22 protein-coding genes are annotated in these 23,494 nt (G+C 37.3%); 8 read left to right on the top strand and 14 right to left on the bottom strand.

All coding sequences use genetic code 11. From position 1 onward, the window contains the following. The 4 genes from K9N40_05890 to K9N40_05905 form a co-directional block, all read right to left on the bottom strand. Positions 1 to 1,212: transglutaminase-like domain-containing protein (locus K9N40_05890; GenBank protein ID MCF7813986.1), on the bottom strand; the 1,212-nt coding region annotated here is incomplete at its 3' end. 833 nt (positions 1,213 to 2,045) lie between these two features. Continuing rightward, positions 2,046 to 2,501, bottom strand: coding sequence for a CBS domain-containing protein (locus K9N40_05895; GenBank protein MCF7813987.1), 456 nt, complete (start codon positions 2,499 to 2,501; stop codon positions 2,046 to 2,048). A 181-nt stretch (positions 2,502 to 2,682) separates the two neighbouring features. After that, positions 2,683 to 3,240: a 1-acyl-sn-glycerol-3-phosphate acyltransferase gene (locus tag K9N40_05900; protein MCF7813988.1), complete on the bottom strand. Its 558-nt coding sequence runs from the start codon at positions 3,238 to 3,240 to the stop codon at positions 2,683 to 2,685. A gap of 146 nt (positions 3,241 to 3,386) precedes the next feature. Beyond that, positions 3,387 to 4,277 carry a diacylglycerol kinase family lipid kinase gene (locus K9N40_05905; GenBank protein ID MCF7813989.1) on the bottom strand — a complete coding sequence of 297 codons (891 nt, stop codon included), beginning with the start codon at positions 4,275 to 4,277 and terminating at the stop codon, positions 3,387 to 3,389. 148 nt (positions 4,278 to 4,425) lie between these two features. Here K9N40_05905 and K9N40_05910 point away from each other — a divergent pair, with 148 nt between their 5' ends. The 3 genes from K9N40_05910 to K9N40_05920 are packed head-to-tail and all read left to right on the top strand — an operon-like array spanning position 4,426 to position 8,782. Next, complete coding sequence (locus K9N40_05910) at positions 4,426 to 5,346, top strand: hypothetical protein (GenBank protein MCF7813990.1); 921 nt, start codon at positions 4,426 to 4,428, stop codon at positions 5,344 to 5,346. Positions 5,347 to 5,348: 2 nt separating this feature from the next. Beyond that, positions 5,349 to 7,526: an adenylate/guanylate cyclase domain-containing protein gene (locus tag K9N40_05915; GenBank protein MCF7813991.1), complete on the top strand. Its 2,178-nt coding sequence runs from the start codon at positions 5,349 to 5,351 to the stop codon at positions 7,524 to 7,526. A 23-nt stretch (positions 7,527 to 7,549) separates the two neighbouring features. Beyond that, the gene (locus tag K9N40_05920; GenBank protein MCF7813992.1) at positions 7,550 to 8,782 is read left to right on the top strand and encodes a M48 family metalloprotease; all 1,233 of its coding nucleotides are present in this window, start codon (positions 7,550 to 7,552) and stop codon (positions 8,780 to 8,782) included. Positions 8,783 to 8,784: 2 nt separating this feature from the next. Here the strand turns inward: K9N40_05920 and K9N40_05925 are convergent, their stop codons facing one another. Further along, the gene (locus tag K9N40_05925) at positions 8,785 to 9,057 is read right to left on the bottom strand and encodes a T9SS type A sorting domain-containing protein (protein ID MCF7813993.1); all 273 of its coding nucleotides are present in this window, start codon (positions 9,055 to 9,057) and stop codon (positions 8,785 to 8,787) included. Between the two features lie 255 nt (positions 9,058 to 9,312). Here K9N40_05925 and K9N40_05930 point away from each other — a divergent pair, with 255 nt between their 5' ends. From K9N40_05930 to K9N40_05950, 5 genes are all read left to right on the top strand, one after another. Continuing rightward, entirely contained in the window at positions 9,313 to 9,918 is a 606-nt protein-coding gene (locus tag K9N40_05930; GenBank protein MCF7813994.1) for a TetR/AcrR family transcriptional regulator, read from the top strand. 20 nt (positions 9,919 to 9,938) lie between these two features. Continuing rightward, complete coding sequence (locus K9N40_05935) at positions 9,939 to 11,273, top strand: TolC family protein (protein ID MCF7813995.1); 1,335 nt, start codon at positions 9,939 to 9,941, stop codon at positions 11,271 to 11,273. Positions 11,274 to 11,299: 26 nt separating this feature from the next. Continuing rightward, positions 11,300 to 12,307, top strand: coding sequence for an efflux RND transporter periplasmic adaptor subunit (locus K9N40_05940; GenBank protein MCF7813996.1), 1,008 nt, complete (start codon positions 11,300 to 11,302; stop codon positions 12,305 to 12,307). A gap of 156 nt (positions 12,308 to 12,463) precedes the next feature. Continuing rightward, entirely contained in the window at positions 12,464 to 15,550 is a 3,087-nt protein-coding gene (locus tag K9N40_05945) for an efflux RND transporter permease subunit (GenBank protein MCF7813997.1), read from the top strand. Positions 15,551 to 15,591: 41 nt separating this feature from the next. After that, complete coding sequence (locus tag K9N40_05950; GenBank protein MCF7813998.1) at positions 15,592 to 15,777, top strand: hypothetical protein; 186 nt, start codon at positions 15,592 to 15,594, stop codon at positions 15,775 to 15,777. Positions 15,778 to 15,825: 48 nt separating this feature from the next. On the opposite strand, the gene K9N40_05955 is transcribed toward K9N40_05950, so the two are convergent. From K9N40_05955 to K9N40_05995, 9 genes are all read right to left on the bottom strand, one after another. Next, complete coding sequence (locus tag K9N40_05955; GenBank protein MCF7813999.1) at positions 15,826 to 16,458, bottom strand: hypothetical protein; 633 nt, start codon at positions 16,456 to 16,458, stop codon at positions 15,826 to 15,828. A gap of 71 nt (positions 16,459 to 16,529) precedes the next feature. Then, a complete protein-coding gene (locus K9N40_05960; protein MCF7814000.1) occupies positions 16,530 to 17,090 on the bottom strand; it encodes a YdeI/OmpD-associated family protein in 561 nt (186 codons plus the stop codon). A 145-nt stretch (positions 17,091 to 17,235) separates the two neighbouring features. Beyond that, on the bottom strand, positions 17,236 to 18,381 hold the full coding sequence (locus tag K9N40_05965) for a DUF2271 domain-containing protein (GenBank protein MCF7814001.1): 1,146 nt from the start codon (positions 18,379 to 18,381) through the stop codon (positions 17,236 to 17,238). Positions 18,382 to 18,468: 87 nt separating this feature from the next. Then, the gene (locus K9N40_05970) at positions 18,469 to 19,425 is read right to left on the bottom strand and encodes a hypothetical protein (protein MCF7814002.1); all 957 of its coding nucleotides are present in this window, start codon (positions 19,423 to 19,425) and stop codon (positions 18,469 to 18,471) included. 139 nt (positions 19,426 to 19,564) lie between these two features. Next, positions 19,565 to 20,329: a nucleotidyltransferase domain-containing protein gene (locus tag K9N40_05975; GenBank protein MCF7814003.1), complete on the bottom strand. Its 765-nt coding sequence runs from the start codon at positions 20,327 to 20,329 to the stop codon at positions 19,565 to 19,567. A gap of 25 nt (positions 20,330 to 20,354) precedes the next feature. Then, a complete protein-coding gene (locus K9N40_05980; GenBank protein ID MCF7814004.1) occupies positions 20,355 to 20,513 on the bottom strand; it encodes a hypothetical protein in 159 nt (52 codons plus the stop codon). 365 nt (positions 20,514 to 20,878) lie between these two features. Further along, complete coding sequence (gene tnpA, locus K9N40_05985) at positions 20,879 to 21,319, bottom strand: IS200/IS605 family transposase (GenBank protein ID MCF7814005.1); 441 nt, start codon at positions 21,317 to 21,319, stop codon at positions 20,879 to 20,881. A gap of 188 nt (positions 21,320 to 21,507) precedes the next feature. Beyond that, on the bottom strand, positions 21,508 to 22,215 hold the full coding sequence (locus K9N40_05990; protein MCF7814006.1) for a class I SAM-dependent methyltransferase: 708 nt from the start codon (positions 22,213 to 22,215) through the stop codon (positions 21,508 to 21,510). Positions 22,216 to 22,249: 34 nt separating this feature from the next. Next, complete coding sequence (locus tag K9N40_05995; protein MCF7814007.1) at positions 22,250 to 23,491, bottom strand: TolC family protein; 1,242 nt, start codon at positions 23,489 to 23,491, stop codon at positions 22,250 to 22,252. Positions 23,492 to 23,494 lie beyond the last annotated feature (3 nt).

Here is a 23,494-nt window from a genome sequence, read left to right on the forward strand (position 1 = left end):
TTCCAAAATCATCGGCAAATAGCAAAGATCGATTCCCATATCTTCAAACGTTGAATTTTTATTATCAATTTTGCTCCATTGGATCGCACGCCATTCTCCGGAATTGAAAACGCATAAATAGGCAAATCTAACGGAATCGGGAATAGAACGAATAATTTTAAGAGAAAGATCAGTGACTTTTGAATATTTATTTGTTACATCCACGTAATGTTTGCTGCTGAGCCAGGCAGGAGCATCTTCATTTTCCTTGAGCAGGGAAGCCAGGTTATCATCTTGTTTAGCAAAAGTTTTTCGATAAACTTTAGCAACACGGCTGCGGATAGAATATTTTCCCGGATCAGCTTCACAACCCATAAATGGGATCGCTTCACCTTCGTGAGTTACTATAGCGTTCCAGGCATGATTATTGCCGCTGTCTGCCCAATGTGGTGTGTAATCGCTGGTGACTGCAATTCCATTCGCACGCAGAACTGCCATTGCCAGATTGGTCATATCTTCGCAGCGTCCCATACAGGTATTTTTCATTTCATCAATACTTTGATCGGTGGGATGCAGATAATAAATTTCATCGAATTTGAACCATTCACGAAGTTCCTGATTTATAAAAGTTGCAGCTTCCAGAGGATCGGTCTGATCGAGCATGATCTGAGGTAATTCAGAGTATTTTTCCATGAATTCTTCTCGCCAGTTATTTTTTTCAGGAAGTGGTTCGTTGCTGCCGCGATAGGGAAGAATATATTCTACGAAAACTTCGTAAGAATATCCTTTCGACCAGGGAAGATTTTTCCAGGCATAGAAAGAATCTTCCACATTCTGGATCAGGAATTCTGAAGAAATAACCTGAGCATCTTTAAATCTTTGATTTGCTTCCCAGTCGAAACCCCCGATCTTTTCCAAACTGTCCAAGGCTGTTCTTGCTTCAGAATAGTTTTCATATTTCGAAATATTCCAGGGGATTTCTACTCGTTCCGAATCACAGGGAACTATTTCCACAAAAGAATGATAAGGTAAATTTTCAATTAGAAATAGTACGGCATCGAGTTGTAGGGAATCACCTTTTACTTCAAAATATCGAATTGCTTTTTTCAGGTCGGATTTGTTATCTTCAGCGGATTCGAGAGTGTTTTTTATTTCGGGTGAATATCGATTTAAGCTGCAGGAAAAAAACACAGCAAAAATCAAAATTACTAATAAATATTTTATTAATTTCATAATGATTCCTAATTAAAATATAGGAATATTGAGGCAAGTTCTTTTCTAAACTTGTGCGATCGAATCAGTCAAAATTGTAATTCTGCCTGCCAAGCCGAAGCCGAGTTAAGGCTGTACGTTTCTTGCACGTTGTTCATTTTTCGTCATTCTGACGTTATTCCCCTCTTGAGAGGGGTGTCCCGAATACTTTCGGGATGGGGTGTGTTCACGTTGCTCTTGCGTATTCGTGCCACTTCGCCAATACAGGTGGGAAGAATCTCATTTCCATTTCGAGAAGTAAAGCTGAGAGAAATTCCACGAGTTTCTGAGTTGCCACGAGTTTCAACTCGTGGAGAGAAAGAAAAAAAATAGAATAATTCGGGTTTTAACCCCTCAATTGGGCTAAAGCCTATTTCTTTTTTTACTCAATTCCATCCCCGCGATAAATCACGGGGCAATTCATTTTGACTGGACTTCAGGCATGACTGGAGTTCAGGACGAAAAACGATAATATCAAAATCCTCAAGTCCCCGCGGAACTTAGCGAAGGCGGAAGCATAGACGGATTCATATTTCGTCGTTTGCCAGGGAGAGTTCCTCAATATGACGGCGTTTTTTATCGTCATTCTGTCAGTAAAGGCGCAATCGCGAATTCTTTCGAGACAAAGACTGGAAGATTCTTGCGAAGGTTGCTCTTACGTCTTCGTGCCACTTTGCAGGACACAGTCGAATGCAAAGCTATGAGATGCCGCAGAAAGAGAATTTTCTGCGAAAATTGGTAGATTCCTCAATATGACGGAAATAGAAAAAGGCGGAAATGGAATTCCGCCTTTATCAATTTATCTTTTATACAATCTATGCTGGATACTTTCCAGTGATGAATTTGTTTAATTGTTCTACTTCCGCTTTCGCAGCATTCAGAAGCATCTTGATGATATCTCGCATGGAAACAACACCACGTAAAATACCATCATCTGTAATAACGGGAATGTGACGGATGTTTTTTTCTGTCATTGATACCATCATTTCCTCGATGGAACATTCTCCAGTTGCAATATGCAGTTTTTCTTTTGGCGTCATTACTTCACTTACTTTTACATGCCCACAAAGCTGATCGGTATTTGCCAATAAGCACATTACATCTCTTTCTGTTACGATACCAGCAACTTTTTTCTTTTCATCAAATACGATAAGAGCACCTATATGATTTTTATTCATGATATCTACAGCTTCTTTGATCGACTTCCAACTTTCTACCGAGTAAATGTCATTGTCTCTTTCTTCAAACAGCATTTTTAATTTGCGATTCATAATAACTCCTTTTAAAAATATTTCATATTTTGCATCAAAATATCACTTCATACAAAATTAAATATAAAACTATTTTTCATAATAGCAAATATTATTTTGGTTTATAATTAAGTTCATTTCCAAAATTAATTATTTATCATTCTAAACTTAATAACTTCTTCATTTTATAGAGGAATTCTTTTCAGATCCATTCGATTAAAGATTTTATCCGATCATAAGTCAGATCTCGGATTTCTTCCACTTCCATTTTCTTGATCTGATCAGAAGTGATAATTTTACCAAATTTGATCTTTATCTTTCCCGGTCTTATATGCCAGGATTTCTTTGGTTTTAACGAAAACAAACCTGAAAGCCCAATTGGAACCAGATCTACTTCTGCCTTTTTTGCTAAATAGAACGGCAATTTTTTAAATTCTCTCATTTTACCATCCAGCGTTCTGTGTCCTTCAGGTAATATAATTAATGAAGTTCCTCTATGTAATACTTGCAGTGCTTTCTTGATACTTTTCATCGAAGCATGAATATTATCTCGCCTAATAGGAATAGTTTTCAATCTTTTAATGAGCCAACCGTAAATTGGCCAGTTGAATTGATGATGAGCTTCTACACCCACAACGTGGGCAGGAATGTAAGCTTTTAGAAAGGGTACATCAAACAGACTTACATGATTTGCCATGAAAAGATATATTTTATCTTTTTTCAATTTTTCAGCACCTTCCACTTCCACTTTTATGAACATTAATCTAAATAAGGGTTTTAGTATATTTCTTACAAAAGTATCAATTTTTCGATTATCGAAAAAATAACTTATAAAAATGGTTACTAAACAAAACAGTCCAAAATAAACAAATCCAATCAACCAGATAAAAATGGAACGAACAGCTTTCATTTCCAAAAAACCTCAATAGCCTGATGCAGACATTCAACTTCTACGGGTGTTATCCCGATCAATTCGCCATCAGGAGTTAGCACTTTTGCTTTTTCTGTTTCGATTTTTATTTTTTTCACTTTGAATGTTTCCACTTTCGGCAGCTTCACATGTTCACCTGTAAACACCTTGGGAAAGGCTTTCAATAGTCCGATCTTACCCATTTTACCCAGCAGAGTTACATCCAGAAATCCATCATCGATTTCGGCAGAAGGAGCCATGTAGAAATTCGAAGTGTAGGTTGTATTCGATATTTCCACGAAAATATTCTGCCGATCCAGAACTTCACCATCCAATTCTATTTTTAGTTTGCAAGATTTGAGCAGCAGAATATGATAAAAAACTCCTAATGTGTAAGATAAATTACCCAGAGCTTTTAATTTATGAGCTGTTTTGGTAACGTCTGCCACGAATCCCAAACCCAGAATATTTAAGAAATAGTATGTCTGACCGTGAGTGGTAAATTTTCCAACATCAACTTTTCTGGTTTTATTCTGGCTGATTATCTTGATCGCTTCTTTCCAGCGGGAAACATGCAATTCCAGGTCTCTGGCAAAGGCATTTCCCGTCCCAACAGGTAAAACTCCGATTGGTATTTTTTTCCGCGTTTTATTCTGGTAATAACCATTTATTACTTCAAAAAGCGTTCCATCTCCACCAGCTGCCACGATGCCATCATATTTCTTGAAATTCGCATCTTTCACTATTTCGATTCCATGTTCCGGATAATCGGTTAGATGCAGCTCGAACTTAATATTGTGTTTCTGAAATTCAGCTTCGACTTGCGGTAAGATCTTCTTTGCCCTGCCATGACCGGCAAAGGGATTAAATATCAACAGAATTTTCATTTCATTCTCCTCATTATACACAAATTTATTTATTTTTGGAATGAATGTGAGTCAATTATTTTATATAGACTTGTAATAATTGTATTGACGTTGATATTTGAATCTAACTTTCTTGATATATAAAAATGGGGAATGGGGGAATAAAAAAATGCTAAGAAAAATAGTAGTTTGTGTTTTCCTAGTAGTATCGATAAATTTTTTATTTAGTATTCTGCATGTTGAATTGAAACCGCAATTTACAGCTGTAAATGAAGAGGTAGGAGTTTATTTTGGATATGATGGAAATACTGTTTCCGATAAGTATAAACATTCCGAAATGGTTCAAGTGTTTTCTCTGGAAGGAAGTATAGGAGGAAATAGACTATATGTAAAATGGTTCTTCACTTCCACTCAGGGTTTTGGTTTGGGAAGTGCAGATAATGATTTCCAAAAATACTGGCATGAAGCAAATTACCGCATTATTAAACGTGAGTGGTATGATGTTTATTTGTATCATTCATTTTTCAGAAAAAATCATGATGTTGCATATGAAGTGGAATATACAGCATTGAATAGTAAATATCTGGTTGGAGTTGGTGTACGTACTAAACCTGAGTTCAGTATGGCTAATATCAACTTTACAGATTTTTCTATCGGTGGAGCTTATGGTATAATTTATATGGGTGGAGGAAATTATAAGAATGAAGTCTGGATACCTGCCAGCAATCCCTATTCACCATATAGCGGTTCCTGGAAATTTGAAGCTTCAGAATCTTTTGGTATTGTTTTTTTTATGGATATGGGACTGATCTGGAGCCCCAATTGGGGTTATGCAGCCACCAAATTGAAAGTAGGAGGATTTTTGTCGGGAAGTTCGGAAACTAACGGTTACAGTAATGATGGCGAAATGGTTAACGGAACGATATCTTTTCAGTCGGCTGCCGGGTTGAAATTAACCAAGAACATCGATATCGGAACTGAGTTTATAATTGCAGATGAAAACTGTCGCAATGAAAGTGATGATCAGGATGGATCACATTTTACCAGTACGATATTTAATTTGTTCATCAATCTTAATTATAGATTTTAAAAATGAAGTTTAATAATAAATTATCAGTTTCAAAGTTATATAAAAACAAGCACGTTCTATTACTATTTGCATTCATTATTACATTAGTCGTGTATCTTTTCAGCAGCAGCTCATTTTTGCAGGAAACCGAACTGAAGCTTCTGGATTATCGTTTTCGCATGGATCCCCGCCCGCAAGCTGCCGACAGCAATGTGGTGATGATCAGCATTGATGATTCCAGTTTGGATTTCTTCAGTTCAAATGGTATCAGCTGGCCCTGGCCGAGATCTTTCTACGGTCATATGTTAGATTACCTGTATCAGGCAAAAGCGGTGATTTTCGATATGCAATTTTATGAACCGGATATCGATCGAGAAGAAACCTATGCCGAAGAAACAGACGGGCAATTTGCAGATGCTATCAGTAGAAATCAGAATGTTTTTCTGGGTTGTCAATTGCTGCCGGATTCCTGCTATTTTTCATCAGATATTTACGATTTTTCACTTCCAGTAAAAATGTATAATGAATATCCTTTTCAAACAAATTTTTGTGGCGTTAGAACTCCAATTCCGGCTTTATTGAATTCTACAAAGGCTATCGGAATTATAAATTCTCAACCCGATCGTGACGGCGTGATAAGACGTTCAAAACTAATTTATAGACTGCAGGATCATCTCTTTCCGCAAATGTCTTTTTCTGTTTGGAAGGAATTGATCTATCCAGATTCAGAAGTTACGATAAAAGATAAAAAGATCATATTTCAAAACCATCAAATACCATTTGATAAGAACGGTGATTATCTAATAAACTGGTATGGAATCAAAAATAAAAAAAGACCATTCAAATCATATCCTTTCAGGGCTATAATAGCTTCCGCTTCTGCCTGGTTGCAGGGAAATGAGCCAATACTTGATCCCAACCTTTTCAAGGGTAAATATGTAATAATCGGAGCTACAGCCGCCGGTCTTCTGGATCTAAAAACCAATCCATATGAAAAAGTGATGCCGGGCATGGAAATCTGGGCGACTCAATTTAGTAATTTTATCAATCAGGATTTCATACAACGACTTCCTGATGGGATAAACTTTTTATATACTTTTATCATTATATTTACAGTCTTTTTTGTTATTACAAATCTGATTCCTCAGAAAGCTAATTTCATTTCTTTTTCTCTCTTAATTTTCACGTTTCTACTGAATCTCTTTTTATGGAGAACTGACCGGATTCTGATGAATTTATTGATGCCGGTGATTGGCTTTTTAATTTCTTATCTGATCATAAATACCGTAAGCTATCTATTGGAAGGAAAATCAAAAAGAGCGATCAGAAAATTGTTTTCGCGCTATTTACACGAAGATGTCATCAAAAAACTGGAAGAAGATCCCGATCAAATTCATCTGGGTGGGGAAGAGATCGATGCCACAGTTATTTACACTGATATTTATGATTTTACTACGATCTCAGAAGATAAATTACCGTCGGAATTGGTGGCCGACCTAAACATGTATTTCGAGAAATTGATAGAATTCGTGTTTGATCACGAAGGGCTGCTGGATAAATATACGGGTGACGGAATCATGGTTTTATTTGGTGCACCGATTTCCAGAAAAGATCATGCCTTACTTGCCTGTAGAGCGGCAAATGCTCATCGACTGTATCGAGATGAACTGAAGAAAAAGACTGAGCTTACTCCAACGGAACAGTTCCATCTGGGCACTAGAACAGGTATAAATTCAGGAAGATTTGTGGCAGGAAATATCGGTGGTGAAAAACGCATGGATTATACAGCTATCGGCGATACTGTCAATCTGGCTGCTCGTTTGGAAGGCGTGAATAAGATCTACCAGACCAATATTATCATCAGCGAAAACACATACAAACATATACAAGATGAATTTCTGTGCCGGGAACTGGATTCTCTGAAGGTGAAAGGAAGAAATCAGCCGACGAGGATCTATGAATTGATCTGCAGCTATGATGAGATGACTTCCAAACAGAAACCGGAATGGATTCAAAAGTATGAAGAAGCTCTGAATTTATATCGAAAAGGTGATTGGCAATCTGCCGGAGATATTTTTGAAGAACTCTGTGACCATCCTGTAAAAGATAAACCTTCGGAAGTTTTGTTGACACGATGTAAGTATCTGCTGGAATTTCCACCGGAAAATTGGGATGGGGTGATGAAATTGGAAGTTAAATAATTCCATTTTATATTGGAGGAGTAATGAAGCACAGATTTTTATCATTCTTTTTATTTATTGTGTTCGTTCTGTTTGCCGCAAATTCTGCGGTAGTAAAACGTGATCGGGCAATATTTCGCACAGGGCCGGGTTCATTTTATGAAGTAGAAGCAGAACTTGCCAAAGGAGCAAATTTTGAAATTCTGGAAGAAGAAAAAGGTTGGTATCGTATCGAATTAGCCAGCAGCAGCGGTTATGTATCGACGAAAGTAACGCAGGAACAGAAAACTTCTGATGATATTTTCGGTAAAATGGGAACTCAGCAAACCGATCTCAAAATCTCAAAATACGGCATGAGCGCAGGTGTAAAAGGTTTTGCAGAAAGATTTACACAAAGTTTCAAAGGTTCAGCAAATTTCTTCCAGATTTATGCTGATTATAAACTTGATGCAAAAGCCTTCAAAAATTTCTGGAAAGAAACTTATAGAGATTTCAAACTTAAAAAGAATCAGAAGAATATTGCCATTCCTCCAGCACGATTCAAAGATTATTTTTCCCAATCGGAAGAGGGATTGGGAATTGGGATTGCCTCACAAATTGCTGCAATGGGATTATATCAAAATCCTGAACTGGTAGAATATATAAATCAAGTTGGAAATGTTGTGGTCGAAGCAACAGATGTTTATGATATTGGCTTCAAATTCTTCATTCTGGATACAGAGAAAGTTAACGGTTATGCCTGTCCGGGAGGAATCGTTTTCGTCACAAAAGGCATGCTGAAAATGATACGAACAGAAGCAGAACTTGCTACAGTTTTAGCTCACGAAATTGCTCATGTCGCCCGTCATCATGGAATGCTGGAAATGGCAGAACGGCAGAATCAGATAAAGGCTGAGGATGCTTTTGCGGAATTGGAAATGGAAATGGACGATTTCGGGATAAAGCAGGATGAAGAAATGAAATCTGTGGAAGAAGAAATGGAACAGTTATCCTTCGAAATCTTTGAAACTTTGGTAAATGGAAGACTTGAACAATATGAACAGGAAGCTGATCAATTGGCAATCATTTTTGCTTCTCGAGCCGGTTATAATGGCAGAGAATTACTGACGCTTTTAAATAGATTAAAAACCAGCAGCAGCCAAACCACGAATGAGCATTATACTCAAAAACAAATAATTGATCGCATTGGAATGATAAAAAATTATCTCAATTCGATCCAACTTTCCTCTAACTTGTTCAGCAATCAAAACAGATGGCAGAAAAGAAGCGGGATGTGATCTTATTTGAGAAGCATGAATTTTCTGGTTTGGTTAATCTTGCCAGATCTTAATTGATAAAAGTAAACACCTGATGCAACAGGTTTGTCGTTGTCATCTTTTTCATTCCAAATAACGGAATAATTTCCATTATTATCATCCTGAGTCCCGAGATTTTGCTCGGGAAAGGATTTTACTTTCTGTCCTTTAATATTAAAGATAGCCCATGACTTCAGTCGTGGGAATGAAATATAAAAACGAGAACGATGAACTACTGGCTTATTACCTAACTTGATGCATGCGACAAGCTTCTTATCCTAAACTGAAAGACTTGAGACAAATTAAATTTTCTTGTTCGAAAAGTGAAGGAGATGAATGAGGAAACTTTTCCGAAAGCTAACAATCGGACTAGCGAAAGAAGTGTTCGGAAAATTTGAATTACTCAAATAAAAAAAAAATAAAAAAAGTTTTTGACAAAAAATCAGAAAGAAATTTTTGTGCAGACCGAACGGTCGGTCTTACAAAAATCGACCTTGAGAAAAGGAGGAAAGATGGAGCCGAAAAAGAAGATTCTGAAGTCGGCAATGAAGATCTTTTTGATGAAAGGTTATGATGCAACTTCCATGAGTGATGTAGTGGCGGAAACACAAACTTCCAAAGGTGGAATTTATCATCATTTCAAGAATAAACAGGAACTTTTCGTACAATGCATCGATTTTCTATTTGATGAATTTGAAAAGTGGGAAATAGAGATTTATAACACATCTACAGATGTGAAAGATATTCTAAGAAAATATTTTAACTCTCTGGCTTATATTCATGAGTTTGTGAGTGGAATAACGAATTCCAAAGACGTTTTGGTGGATAATTTCTACAGGCTCATGATGGAAGCTTTCACTAAATTTCCCGAGATCAAAAAGAAGCATGCGGAAACTCATGCCCAAGGAATGGAATTTCTGGCCGGGCTTTTGCAGCAAGCTCAAGAGCAGGGAAGAATAAAACAGGATCTGGATTGCAAAACACTTGGCTTCATGATGAATGCTTTGGCAGAAGGAACTGTGCTTTATCATATATTAAATGAGAAGATCGATCTGCAGGAAATGGGACAGAAGCTGTTTGAAACAATTTGGAATGGAATCTCAACAGAGGAAAATTAAAAAGAATAAAGAGGTAAATTATGAGGAGAAAATTAATTTTATTGATCATGCTGATGCCGCTGATCTTGCTGCAGGCAATTTCACTGGAAGATAGCATTGAGATCGCCAGAGAGAATAACAAAGATCTTCTGGCACAGAAAAGTGGAGTGGAATCTGCAAACTGGGCAAAGAAAAATGCTTTCACAAACTTTCTACCCAAGATTTCATTCAATTCCACAGCTGTTCGCATCGATGATGAAACTTATGATGAGATGAATGAACCGATTACCATTCCCGGGTTGGGTTCGTTTTCAATTTATTCTGTATACAAAACTACCTACACAAACGACATCACTGTTCAGCAGCCGATCTTCAACGGAGGAAAAGTAATCCTGGGTTATCAAATGGCAAAGCTGACTCAGAAGCAGGCAGAACTGGCTTTATTGAATAAAGAAAAAGATACTGATCTCGCTGTCGCAACTTCCTATTTTGGATTGTTGAAATTGAACGATCTGAAAACGCTTTCTCAAAAAAGTTTGAATTCCACACTTTCCCACCTGGAAACGGTGCTGAAAAAATATGATGTGGGAACTGCCAAGAAATCTGATGTTCTGCAGTGGCAGGTGAAGATGAAAAATGATGAAACTTCCATCACCGAAATCGTAAACAGCATCAGTGAATTGACTGGATTCTGGAACAATCTGCTGGGAATGGATGGTGATCTTCCAAATCCAATTGAAGTGGAAAAATTTGATTCCGAGATCGATCGTTTTGCCGGAATGAACGATACTGAGATCGAGCAGGAAATCGCTGACTTCCTGCAAAAAGTGAAAACATCAAGCCCGACAATTGCAACAATGAGCATTGCCAGAAAAATGATGCAGAAAAATTACTGTATGGCCAAAGGAAGCTTTCTGCCGTCCTTGAATCTGCAGTATTCATATCAGTTTGAAAGCGATGATAAATTTGATTTTGATGGTGATGATAATTGGAATCTGGCAGCTGTATTTTCAGTTCCTATTTTTCATAGCGGAACCAATTACACCAATATGAAAAAAGCAAAATATGAACTGAAGAAGACTGAATATGAAATGGATTGGGCGCAGGAAAATTATCTGGTTTCTGCCGAGAACGTGCTGCGAAAATTAGTAACTAAAGCCAAGCTGGTTCAAAATAATAAAATTGCTTTGGATTATGCTAAGGAAAATCATCAGATCATCAACGATCTGTTTAATCAGGGTTTAGTTACAAATTCAGAAGTTCTGGATGCAGAAGCAATGTTGTTCGGCAGTGAGATGAATCTGGTAGCTGCATACTACGATTTTATTTTAGCAAAATACGAAATTAAAAAATATACTAATGAGGGATCGAAATGATCACCTTGGATTATACTGGAGGAAAAATGTTAAAAAGATTTTTGATAATTGGAATTCTGACGATTTTGGTTTTATCTGCCTGTCAGGAAAAAACTGAAACTGTAGAAGTAGAAGAATTTGTGGGAAAAAGAGAAGTGAAAGTGGAAATGGCAACTCAAGCTGATATTTCCAGTTACATTGAATTCAGCGGGAAATTGATAGCTGATGAAACAGTAAATATTTCGCCATCATTATCGGCAAAAATCCAGAGAGTGCTGGTAGATGAAGGAAGACTTGTGAATAAAGGTGATCTGCTGGCAAAACTGGATGATACGCAACTGAAACAAGCCAAAACTCAGTTTGCCAAGGCAGAAAAAAATTACAAAAGAATGCAGGAACTCAAGAAAACCGGAGCCATCGACGGTGCTACTTATGATGAGGTGGAAACTGCCTATAAAATGGCAAAAACCAATCTGGAATTCATGGCCGAAAATACAAATATCGAAGCTCCCATGAATGGAATCATCACAAACGTTTATAAGAAAACAGACGAAAATTACGATGCCATGATGGATCCATTTTTCATCAGGATGGTCAAATTGGATCAACTGAAAGCAAATATCCAGGTTTCCGATGCTGATATAAATTCTGTGAAAATGGGGCAGAAAGCAGTGTTGAATGTAAATAATTGTGCAGAGGATTTCTGGGGGAAAGTAACTTTTATTTCTCCCGAAGCAGATATGATGTCCGGAACTTTTCTGGTGGAGATCACAGTTGCCAACAAAGCTGATCTTTTACGTAATAATCAATTCGCCAGAGTAAAACTTCTCACCGAAACATCGTATGATACTGTAATCATTCCTCAGCTGGCAGTATTGGAAGGCAAAATTGTATTCACAATCTCCAATGACAAAGCAGTGAAAAATGTAGTGGAACTGGGCATTGAAAACGAATATCAGATTGAAGTTATTTCCGGAGTGGAAGCCGGAGATAAAGTTGTAACAGTAGGAAATATCGGTCTTTCAAACGGTGATCTGGTAGAGATCATAAAATAAATGGAAACAGGAAGAGAGATGAAAATAAATAAATTCCTTATTGCTCCCCTTTGGAAGGGGAGATGTTCTGTATTTCTTGCGAAGTATTCAGTTGCAGGACAGAGGGGTTTATACAATTTTTGTATTGCTTTCTCGTGAAAAATAAAGGATTAAATTATGAAATTAGCAGAATTTTCAGTAAATAAACGAGTAACGATTTTTATTATCACGATCTTGATAATAATTTTGGGCGGAATTTCACTTTCCCGTTTGGGATTGGAAATGTTTCCCGATATGGATTATCCTGTAATTTCCATCGTTACCATCTACGATGGAGCTTCTCCGCAGGATATTGAAGAAACAGTGACCGAGCCGATCGAAACATCGATTGCTACAGTAAAGAATATAAAAACGATAACATCAGAAAGTTTGGAAAATGCTTCGCTGGTAATGGTGGAATTCAATTGGGGAACCAATCTGGATTTTGCTGCACAAGATCTGCGGGATGCGATCGAGCAGATCTCCGATTATCTTCCTGCTACAGTTTCCAGACCGTTGGTTATGAAATTCAACTTAGCCGATATGCCGATCCTGATGTACGGCGTGACCGGAGCAGAAAATACTTATGAATTACGTCAGCTTCTGGAAGATGAAGTTGCTACCAAGTTGAAACATCTGGATGGTGTAGCTTCTGTTATTGTCTATGGTGGAGATGAATTGGAAAAACAGATCATCGTAGACAAGGAAAAATTGGAACAGTACAAAATATCTATCGATGAAATTGTTCAGATCGTGGCGGCAGGAAATCTGAATATGACGGCAGGACACATTCAAAAAAGAAAGGATGAATATCTGCTGCGAACAATGGCGCAATACAAATCCATCGAAGAGATCGAGAATCTGCCTGTAAAATTTACCGAAACAGGAAAAGTCATCTATCTGAAAGATGTAGCAAAAGTTCAGGATGGCTTCAAAGAGAAACGGCATATTTCCCGCACGAATAAACTGCCAACTGTCATGTTCATGGTTTCCAAAGAATCCGGCGCTAATACTCTCACCGTTACAGACGTTGTGAAAAAGGAACTTGCAGCAATAGAGAAAGATTTTTCCAACAACCTTAAATTCCATATGGTTATGGATATGGGGATGCCAATCGAAAGAGTTACTTCGGGAGCGCTTGCCAATTTGATCATCGGAGGTGTCCTGGCTATCGGCATCATGTTCCTGTTCCTGCGAAACTGGCGACCAACTCTGGCAATATCGCTGGCAATTCCAATTTCTGTAGTAGCCACTTTTATCCCGATCTATCTGGCAAAATTCACGTTGAATATCATGACTTTGGGAGGTCTTGCTTTAGGAGTGGGAATGCTGGTAGATAATTCCATTGTAGTAATCGAGAACATTTACCGGCACCTGGAAATGGGAAAAACAAAATTCCAATCTGCCAAAATAGGTGCCAGCCAGGTGGCAATGGCTATCACCGCATCCACGCTTACCACGATTGCTGTTTTCTTCCCAATGATCTTTGCCGAAGGAATGACTGGTATTTTGGTGCGTGGATTAGCTCTTACAGTCGCTTTTTCCCTGGCTGCTTCGCTTTTCGTGTCTCTCACCATTGTTCCGGTAATCGCGTCAGTCATTTTCCGAAAAGCCAAAGACAGACCGAAAATTAATAAATCGGAGCAATTTTTTGAAGGCATCAAGAACCGCTATGTAAAAATTCTGGAATGGGTTCTGGATAATCGCGGTAAAACGATTTTGATGGTGATAGCTCTGTTTGTTCTGGCTCTCATGATTCCAGTTTTGGGAATTATCGGTACAGAATTCATGCCTTCCAGTGATATGCCTTTTATGGTGCTGAACGTGAAAATGCCTTCCGGAACTCCACTGGAAGAAACAAATCAGGTTATCAGTCAGGTTGAAGATGTATTTATGAATACTGCAGGCGTGATGAATACAATGATCTTGATCGGTCCGATGAGTGAAGGATCGGCAATGGCAGACCCCACCAATCCGCAGGATGTAAATGAAGCTCAGATTTTCGTAAGATTATTCTTGGCGGAAGAACGCCAGCTTTCCACAGAACAGATTCAAGAATTAGTCAGATCTCAGCTGCCGGAGGTAGCAGGTGCAGAATTCACATTTATGAGTTCGGAAGAGATGATGGGACAAGGTCAGTCGCTGCCGATCGAAATCAATATCTATGGGAAGGATCTGGTTCAGCTCAAACAAATTGCTGCTCAAATGGAAAAGCGGATGGCAAGTGTGGAATTTGTAACCGACATCAATAACAGTATGAAAAAAGGCAAACCGGAGTATCATATCATCATCGATAAAGACAAGGCTTTCCATTATGGTCTTACTTCTGCTCAAGTGGCTTCGGCTATTAAAACAGCTTCCTGGGGAACGATCTGCGGCATCTTTCGTGAGGCTGGAGAAGAGATCGATATTCTGGTGAGGATGGAAGAAGAAAAGCGCAACAGCTTCGAAGATATCATGCATCTTTCCATCGTTTCTCCCATGGGTTTTTCTGTTCCGCTGAATCAAATTGCTCATCTGCAGTCGGCAGAAGGTCCGGCAAAAATTAGCCACGAAAAACAGACAAGAAAAGTAATGCTGTCTGCCAGTGTGACCGGAACAAATGATATCGGTTCTGTGGTAGAGAATATCCAAACCAGAGTAGCTGATATCATTGATGGCATGCCGCCAGGTTATTACATCGATTTTGGCGGAGCTTACAAAGATATGCAGGAGGCTTTCGTAACACTCGCAGGTGCGCTTTTGCTGGCAATAATTCTGGTTTATAGTGTGATGGCATCTCAATTCGAAAGTTTGCGTCAGCCATTTATTGTAATGTTTACCATGCCGCTTGCTCTGATCGGTGTGATGGCTATTTTAGGCTTAACAGGTACGACCTTATCTGTTATCAGTTTTGTTGGTGCGATCATTCTGGCTGGAATTGTGGTGAATAACGGGATTGTTCTGATCGACCACATGAACCAGCTGCGAATGGAAGGCATGGAAATGCGACAGGCAATTCTGCAGGCAGGAAGAGACAGGATTCGTCCGGTACTTATTACAGCTATTACAACAATGGGCGGAATGCTGCCGATGGCGATCAGCAGCGGTCAGGGTTCGGAAATGAAATCTCCCATGGCTCTCACCGTGATCGGTGGGCTTATCAGTGCAACTTTCCTCACGCTAATTGTAATTCCGGCTATTTATAGTTTGATTGCCAAGAAGGAATTGAAAGTGGAAGAATAAACTTAGGCTGCTGTCCCTCTCTTTGCGCAAAGAGAGAGAACATGAGAATAGCTGGAAGAAGATTTCCTTGCGAAGGTTTTGGGACTTCTTGCTTTTTGACCTTCGCAAGGTTTTATATTAAATTAGTAGCTGGTAAATTAGTCATTGGTGAATTAGTCATTGGTGAATTAGTCATTGGTAAATTAGTCATTGGTGAATTAGTCATTGGTGAACTAGTAACTGGTTAATTAATAATTAATCAGGATTTGATCTGAAAAGGGTCGAGTCCTGATCTTTTATCTATACAATTTACCGTTCCAGACAATAGATTTTACATAAATTGTTTCACAAGCTCCAGCACCTTCATCGGTTCGGATGGTGCTGGTTCGCCACACGTAAGGTCTTTTATGTTCGAATGAAACATCAACCAAAAAACCTTCGATGCGCAAAACATCATCTTTCTTTATCTTACCCATAACTTTTTTCAGGTTTTTGGTAGCTGGTATCAAATGGCAGTTGGCAGAATTATCTTTGATCTGAAGTTGCGGAATGGAATAACCGGGACCCCAGGAATAGCGGTAAAATCTTATGGTTTGTTTCACTTTAAGTCCTTCCAATGATTTCGGATCGCTCATTATTCCCCAGCCAAGAGCAAAATCCCAGGGAATCGTTTTAGCTTCGATACCTTTGTAATACTTCTTTTTATGCAGCAGCCTGGCATCGATTTGATAATTTGCTTTGGGAGTGAATTTGACTTTCTGATACAAATCATTGCTAAATTGCGGTTCGGAAGTATGCTGCTGGATCGGTTGATTCTGAGGTTGTAGAACTTCACGAAAATCATAAGTAGCTTCAGGAATGGAAAGAAAATAACTGATACTGAAATAAAGAACTGCAATTGCAGCGAAGACGGCAAGGATAACTTTCATTTCTAACCTCTCAATTTTAATCGACAAAAAATCTCAAATCTCAAATCTTAATTCGTAAATCTTCAATCACTTCATTTCATTCCCAGTTTTTTACTATTATTTAGAAGTTGAATCGCTTCTTTCAATCTGCGTTTTTTCGTTTCCTCTTTCTTTGCTGAATCAATCCAGCCAACGAAATTTCTTTGATGAGATGAAGCGAGATTTTCAAAGTATTCTTTGGCTCTTGTATGTTTGCTGATTTCTTCCAAAATATAATCTGGAATTTTCAATTTTCTGGTTTTGTTGGAGATCTTTTTTTTGAGTAATTTTCCCGGAAATTTCTTTTGGCCAATTTCCTGAACTCGATTTTCTTTTAACAGCTTCTTCATGCGTTTTATATTCAGATCCGACCAGTTCTCAAAGTTGGTTCTGGGTGTGAACTTACGAGCATATTTTTCATCATCAATGCGCTTGATAATACTGTCGATCCAACCCCAGCAGAGTGCTTCCTGAACGGAATCTTCGTAACTGATAGATTTTTTACCGGTGTGTTTTTTGTAAAAGATCAACCAGAGAATATTTTCTCTATCATGGTTGTCTTTCAACCATTTTCTCCAGTTTGCCAAGTCTTCAAAATGTTTAGATTTCTGCATAAAAAAACTCCTGCTTTCAATAATTCTAATAAGCAGGAGTTGTCAAAATATTTTCAACTTCGGAATGTGCGAAGCTCTTCCGAATGTTGAAAAGTGTAATGTCAACATTCCGATGATCTCAAAAAAGGAGAGAACAATCGGAAGTTTATTTCATCAGCAGCATTTTCCTGGAATCAGCTCTATCTCCCGATTTAAGAACATAATAATATACACCACTGGAAACAGGTTTGCCAAGGTTATCGGTTCCATTCCAAGTTATCGAGTTGATCGATTGATCGGTTGATGAGTTGATCGGGAAAGTTTTTACTTTCTGACCTTTTAGATTGTAAATTTCGATGGTTGCAAACGAGGACGTTTGCGTTACAGAAAAATAAATCGTTGTGGATGGATTGAAGGGATTTGGATAATTACCAAGCAGTTTTGAAGCAGATACTAATTCATTATCATTGGCTATTGGATTGTAGCTTAAAGTTACTGTATCGGATACTTCCGGATCGAGGGGAGTTAATGTCGGATCGAGTAGCATCAGTTTCAAATCATGAGAATCTTGCGGAAAATCACCAACTGCAACAGGATTCAGATCAGAATACATCTGAATCAAGTTATCATCGATATATAGCCCTACAAAACCATCTCCTCCAGCAGGGTCAAAATTTTCCACAACGAATTCCACCATGAAAGGTAATTCCTCGATCGTGGAATTATTTGCCGGTGAAGTGATTTCAATAGTTGGATCGGGTTGTGCTGCGGGAGTATAATAAAGTTCGATGTCATGAAAATTATTCGGTCCGGCAGAAATAACTTCGTAAGGATCGGGCCCTTTCACAAATTCTACATTTGTCCATGGTCCGCCCTGATTTGTATCGTCTTCAGAAAATTCAATATAAATTTTATAAGTGCCATCCGGAATCGATGCCAGCAGATTATCTGTGCAATCCCAGTTCAAATTGTGAGTCTGGTGAGAATTTAAAGTAGCTCCCGTTACAAGCGCATTTTGATAATTTCCGCCTGTCATATTATTCCATTTTACCAGGTCTTCGATCTCTTCCCAGGCACGTCGAACCAGAGTTCTTACAAAGTTGTCATTTTCATCTGTTACCCAGATGGCAAAAACGTGTTCAGGCTCATATTCTCCGCCATAAGATGACGTTCTGATCTGGAAATCTACAGCTCCTTCGGTTCTAGTTGTTGGAATTATTTGATTGTTTTGTTTTGCGAACAAATTTAAACAAAAAACAACGACAATAGTCAAGATCAGAAAACTATAGATTAATTTTATTCTTTTATTCATTTTATTACCTCCAATAATTCACCGACAAGAATTTGTATCTATATGTTTCACAGTCAATATATTTATGTATGTTAAATAAAATCCTATCTATTTTTTGCGAAGTGTGGGAGTAACCTTGCGAACGAATTCTTTTTCATCTTCTTCTTCATCTTCTTCTGCTTTATCTGATTCTTTCTGTTCAGATTCATTTGTTTCTGCCTGTTTTTCTTGTTCTGGTTTATCGGATTGTTTGTCAGCAATTTCCAAGTCAGTTTGAGGTTCGTCATCTTCAGTTTCATCTTCAAAAACTTCATCTTCAAAAACTTCATCTTCAAAAACTTCATCTTCAGGCGTTATAAGGTCTTCTGGTTCTTCCTCATCAATTTGTTCAAATTCTTCTTCTTTTTCTTCGGAAATATCGGTTAGTATCAGTTCATCTTCTTCATCCAGGTCATGTTCCAAATTTATCTCTTCACCTTTTTCTTCTTCAGGAAAGAAGACCTCATCATCCATTATTTTATCTTCTTCAATTTTATCGGGATCTTCGATATGTTCTTCTTTATCTTCAAAAAGATCATTTAGAGGAGCAATAAAATGTTCATCTTCATCATTTTCTTTATCTTCTTCGATTTCTCTGATTTCTTCCTCCTCTGGAATCTCAACAACCGTTTCTTCTTGGTCATCCGGGTTTTCAGCATCAGGATCTTTTGTAGTAAACACATCATCATCAACTAGTGGCAAAGCTGGACTGATTGTGTCCTCATCTTTTTCTTCTTCTATCTCAGAAGAATCTTCCGGTTTGACTGCTGTTTCAGTGATCGGAACAAATTTTCTGGCATAGCTATCGTCATCGATGCGTTTGATAAGAGTATGTTTCCAATTGAATTCTTTGGCAGTTTCTAAAGTTTCCTTCATTTCCATAACAGGCTTTTCTGTGTGTGGTCGATAGAATTGCAGCCATACTACATGACTGATCGTGGAATGTTTTTCCAACCACGCTTTCCATTCTTGTTGAGTCTTAAAATATTGAATATTTCTGATCTTACCTCTATCTTTACTTGCCATTTATCCTCCCGTATCAAATGACTGACGTAATAATAAACCTGAGATTATTTTGTGAAGAAAAAAGTTTCTGATACCATTTTGGTAATAAAAAAACCGCTGCAAAATGAGCGGTTTTTTTTAATCTTACATTAACTCTATTTTATTTCCATTTGTCTTCAAGTTCTTCAATCAGTTCAGCATATTTTGCTTCGATTTCTCGAACATTTAACATCATTTTCTTTAGACTGCTCACTTGCTGCATTTTTTCCAGCCATTCGCATTCGACATTAGGGAAATCTCGGTAAGTGTACCTCAGTCCAAAATCACTTTTGGGAGATCTGTATTTAAGATTCATAAGTGGTGCAATTCGGTTTAGAAGCTGATTGTAGATAACATAGGCATCGACTTTGTTTTCTCGCAAAATCTGTTTTTTTACGTCCAAGACAAGCAGCCAGTAAGAATTTTTTATCATCTTATAAAGCCTTTTACCTTTTGCCTTCACCTGTTCAACTGGTGTAGGAGTAGGATCGAAAAGCTTTTTCTTATCGAACCAGACAATAGAATTTCCATGCCTGTCGGATTCCATGAAGCGATTACCGGAAGACAATTTTTCTAGGAGCAGATCCACATAGAAAAATTCGGGAGTATTTTCCAAAAGATAGAAGCATTGTGAGTGTCCGTGCCAGGATGGTTCCGGCATGCGAAATTTAGTTTTTATTCCATAGTGCTCATCCAGATATTTCTCGATCTTTTCAAAAGTTTCTTCCACTTTTTTGTCATCGCAGATCAAACCAAGATCGAAATCTGAATATTCATCTAAATATCCGGTAGCAGCTGATCCACCTTCCCAGGCACAAAAGATATGGTTATCTTTTTCCAGAAGGTTCTTAAATTTTACAATAAATTCTTCTCTAAAATTATCCATCATTTCTCCATTCAACTCATTTTTTTTAATCATTCCTGAAAGGAATTAAATTTCCAGTGAATATCTGTACTTTTTTCAATCCCTTCAGGATTGTAGATATTCTGGTCTGGCTGCCGCAGGTTTTACCTGAGGCTATCAAGGTTGAACTCTGGCGAGTTCTTGAAAACGAAATCATAGTAATCATTTTCTCCATTCAACTCATTTTTTTTAATCATTCCTGAAAGGAATTAAATTTCCAGTGAATATCTGTATTTTTTTCAATCCCTTTAGGATTGTAGATATTCTGGCCTGGCTGCCACAGGTTTCACCTGCGGCTATCAAGGTTGAACTCTGGCGAGTTCTTGAAAACGAAATCATAGTAATCATTTCTCTATTCAAGTCATTTTGTGTCATTCCTTTCTTAGAAGAATAACATTAAAAAATTACAAAATATTTTAAAAAACATAGCTTCTAACATTCCTGAAAGGAATGAATCTTAATAGCCGTAGATGAAATCTACGGTGAAAATAAAGCAAAAAAAACAATCCTGAAAGGATTGAATAATTATGGTTATAAATATCTTTCATTGTAAGTTATCCCTGCTTCAAGATACAACCCTTTTAACTCTTCCAGATATGAAACAAATTTATGATGTTCTTCTTGATTTATGATGTATTTTACTATCCTGGATTTATCTGAATTTGAATAAGTGAAAGCCGAATACCCTTCTTGCCAGTTTGTGAAAAAAGGAAATAACTTTTGATCTTTAATAAAGCCAGAAGAACTAACTTTGATATCCTTTATCAAATTCGAAAGTGAAATTGTTGGATGTAAACTTGTTAATATGTGAATATGATCTTCCACACCTCCAATTCTGAATAAATGACACTTTTTGTTCTTGATAACGCCAGCAATATATTTGAAAAGTTGATCACGATGTTCCTGTTCTAAGCATCTGCAACGATTTTTTGTAGCAAAAACGATATGATAAATAATTTGAGTATAAGGCATTACAATTCCAGTGCAAAATTCAATCCCTTCAGGATTGTAGATATTCTGGCCTGGTTGCCGCAGGTTTCACCTGCGGCTATTAAGGTTGAACTCTGGCGAGTTCTTGAAAAAACCATTCCCAGTCATTTCATTGTCTAAAATCAGTTTGCTAATTTTCATATCAGAATAAATAAAATTCATATAACATCTTATTTCGTTCCTAAAATAAAAAGGGACGCTGCAGGAGCGAAACCGTTCTCCAAAATATAACTTCTTATCTCCTCACCTTCTTTTCTTAAAATGTCAAAATTTTCTTTGTTATCCAATTTTCTTAAACCGGCATCGATAAGTTTGGCTCTTTCATTTACCATTTCGGGATCTTTTGGTTCTGGTACAGGAAACGCATAATCCAGAATTTTGATCTTTTTCAGATCAAGTTCTGATATCATGTCTTTGATCTTCTGACGGGGAAAAGTAGGATCGTGTTTCTGTCCAAAAACTGTATCGATCTTGGCAAACCAGTGATGAATTTTGACGTGAGACATTTGCGCCTTATTCTGATTATCACAATACATCTCATGGATTACGAAATTTCCGTTCTTTTTTAAAACTCGTATCATCTCTTCTAAAACTTTTTCCATATTTTCCAGGTGATGCAGAGAATTGGAAAGGCAAACTGTATCAAAACTTTCATCTTCGAAAGGTAATTCTTTGGCATTTCCCCACACAAAAGTGATCTTATCGTTCGGATATGTCTGCTGGATCAATTTTTCTGAATTTGCCATAATATCGATGGCAGTGATCTTTTTATAACTTTTGAAGTGTTTGATGAATTGGATGAATTCTCCTCGCCCACTGGCTACATCCAACACATTTCCACCATCTATTTTCTGTAATATTCTTTCAAGTTCCAGCACATTCAACTCCGTTTATTCTCAAGTCTCAATATTTCTACCATTTTCCCAGGATCAGATCAGAATTTAGCAGGTTAATTTCCTCCTGTTTTTTTAGAAGTTGATAATATTTCTGGATCTTTGCCAGTTGCGTATTCTGATATTCCAATTTTTTATCATCCAATTCCAAAAGACTTATCATTCCCAGCTTGAACTGTTCCTGTGCCATGTTCAGGTTTTCTTCGGCCAGAGCCAGCTTTTCTTCATAAAGATCATAGGATTTTTGTAAAGTTGAGAAATCATTCTGCAGATTTTCGGATTGGATAGTATAATTATCTCGCGTTGTTTGATAATTCAAAGTAAGAAGTTTATTATATCTTTTCTGAATTTTGTAAGATTCGTATTTATCAAGCAATCCAAAGATATTCCAAGTTGCAGAAAGGTAAAGTGAGTTATCTGTTCTTGAATAACTTGAAAAATCATAAACATCATTTGGATCATCATGTCCAAATGAATATCCGATAGAAATACTGGGAAAGAAGTTCAACATAGATTTAAAGGAATTTGCTTTATTGATGTTGATGCTTTTTTCCTGCTGCATAAGAATGTTATTTTTTGTGAATTCCATCTCCTTATTCTTGATCTCGATCTCAGGTGAAACTAAACCATAACCTGCATCATCGATATTAAGATAAGAGAACAGGTCTTTTCTTGCTTTGGAAAGTGTGTTATTTGCTTCATTCACAGCAATTTCATAATCAATCAGTGATACTTCACTCTGTTTTAACTCAAGTAGTGATTTGTCTCCAGCATCGTATTGAACCTGAATTTGCTGATGAATTTTATTTTGCAATTGTAAATTCTTTTCCTGTATTTCCAAAGTTTCCTGAGCTTCTAATACACCTAAATAACTGGAAAATATGTAATAAGCTATTTGTTTCTTAGATTCATTGAATGATAAATCTGCGATTTTCATGTTTTCTATGGAAGTGTAAATATTAAAAAATGTTGGATCATTCAAAAAGAATGTTTTGGATGCTGATAATGATGCTGCATCATTCCACTCGGGATCGGCTGCATCAAAATAATAGCTGTTTCCATAGTTCAGGTTTAAAGATGGCAGTAAGCCATAGTAACTGCTTCGCAGATAACTTTGATTGTCTTTCAAGTTGCTTTTTGCTTCCTGAATATCATAAGATTTTTCCAGTCCGATCTCGATCAATTCTTCCAAGGCATATTCCTGGGCAAAGCAGATTGTAACTGCTATCGTGATTATGATTATCGAAATTAGCTTCTTCATTAT

It is taken from the genome of Candidatus Cloacimonadota bacterium (assembly GCA_021734245.1).
Lineage (GTDB): Bacteria > Cloacimonadota > Cloacimonadia > Cloacimonadales > TCS61 > B137-G9.

Coding starts and splice junctions, on each gene's coding strand:
- K9N40_05895 (MCF7813987.1), bottom strand. CDS start 2,501: ATGAATCGCAAATTAAAAATGCTGTTTGAAGAAAGAGACAATGACATT.
- K9N40_05900 (MCF7813988.1), bottom strand. CDS start 3,240: ATGTTCATAAAAGTGGAAGTGGAAGGTGCTGAAAAATTGAAAAAAGAT.
- K9N40_05905 (MCF7813989.1), bottom strand. CDS start 4,277: ATGAAAATTCTGTTGATATTTAATCCCTTTGCCGGTCATGGCAGGGCA.
- K9N40_05910 (MCF7813990.1), top strand. CDS start 4,426: ATGCTAAGAAAAATAGTAGTTTGTGTTTTCCTAGTAGTATCGATAAAT.
- K9N40_05915 (MCF7813991.1), top strand. CDS start 5,349: ATGAAGTTTAATAATAAATTATCAGTTTCAAAGTTATATAAAAACAAG.
- K9N40_05920 (MCF7813992.1), top strand. CDS start 7,550: ATGAAGCACAGATTTTTATCATTCTTTTTATTTATTGTGTTCGTTCTG.
- K9N40_05930 (MCF7813994.1), top strand. CDS start 9,313: ATGGAGCCGAAAAAGAAGATTCTGAAGTCGGCAATGAAGATCTTTTTG.
- K9N40_05935 (MCF7813995.1), top strand. CDS start 9,939: ATGAGGAGAAAATTAATTTTATTGATCATGCTGATGCCGCTGATCTTG.
- K9N40_05940 (MCF7813996.1), top strand. CDS start 11,300: ATGTTAAAAAGATTTTTGATAATTGGAATTCTGACGATTTTGGTTTTA.
- K9N40_05945 (MCF7813997.1), top strand. CDS start 12,464: ATGAAATTAGCAGAATTTTCAGTAAATAAACGAGTAACGATTTTTATT.
- K9N40_05950 (MCF7813998.1), top strand. CDS start 15,592: ATGAGAATAGCTGGAAGAAGATTTCCTTGCGAAGGTTTTGGGACTTCT.
- K9N40_05955 (MCF7813999.1), bottom strand. CDS start 16,458: ATGAAAGTTATCCTTGCCGTCTTCGCTGCAATTGCAGTTCTTTATTTC.
- K9N40_05960 (MCF7814000.1), bottom strand. CDS start 17,090: ATGCAGAAATCTAAACATTTTGAAGACTTGGCAAACTGGAGAAAATGG.
- K9N40_05965 (MCF7814001.1), bottom strand. CDS start 18,381: ATGAATAAAAGAATAAAATTAATCTATAGTTTTCTGATCTTGACTATT.
- K9N40_05970 (MCF7814002.1), bottom strand. CDS start 19,425: ATGGCAAGTAAAGATAGAGGTAAGATCAGAAATATTCAATATTTTAAG.
- K9N40_05975 (MCF7814003.1), bottom strand. CDS start 20,329: ATGGATAATTTTAGAGAAGAATTTATTGTAAAATTTAAGAACCTTCTG.
- K9N40_05980 (MCF7814004.1), bottom strand. CDS start 20,513: ATGATTACTATGATTTCGTTTTCAAGAACTCGCCAGAGTTCAACCTTG.
- tnpA (MCF7814005.1), bottom strand. CDS start 21,319: ATGCCTTATACTCAAATTATTTATCATATCGTTTTTGCTACAAAAAAT.
- K9N40_05995 (MCF7814007.1), bottom strand. CDS start 23,491: ATGAAGAAGCTAATTTCGATAATCATAATCACGATAGCAGTTACAATC.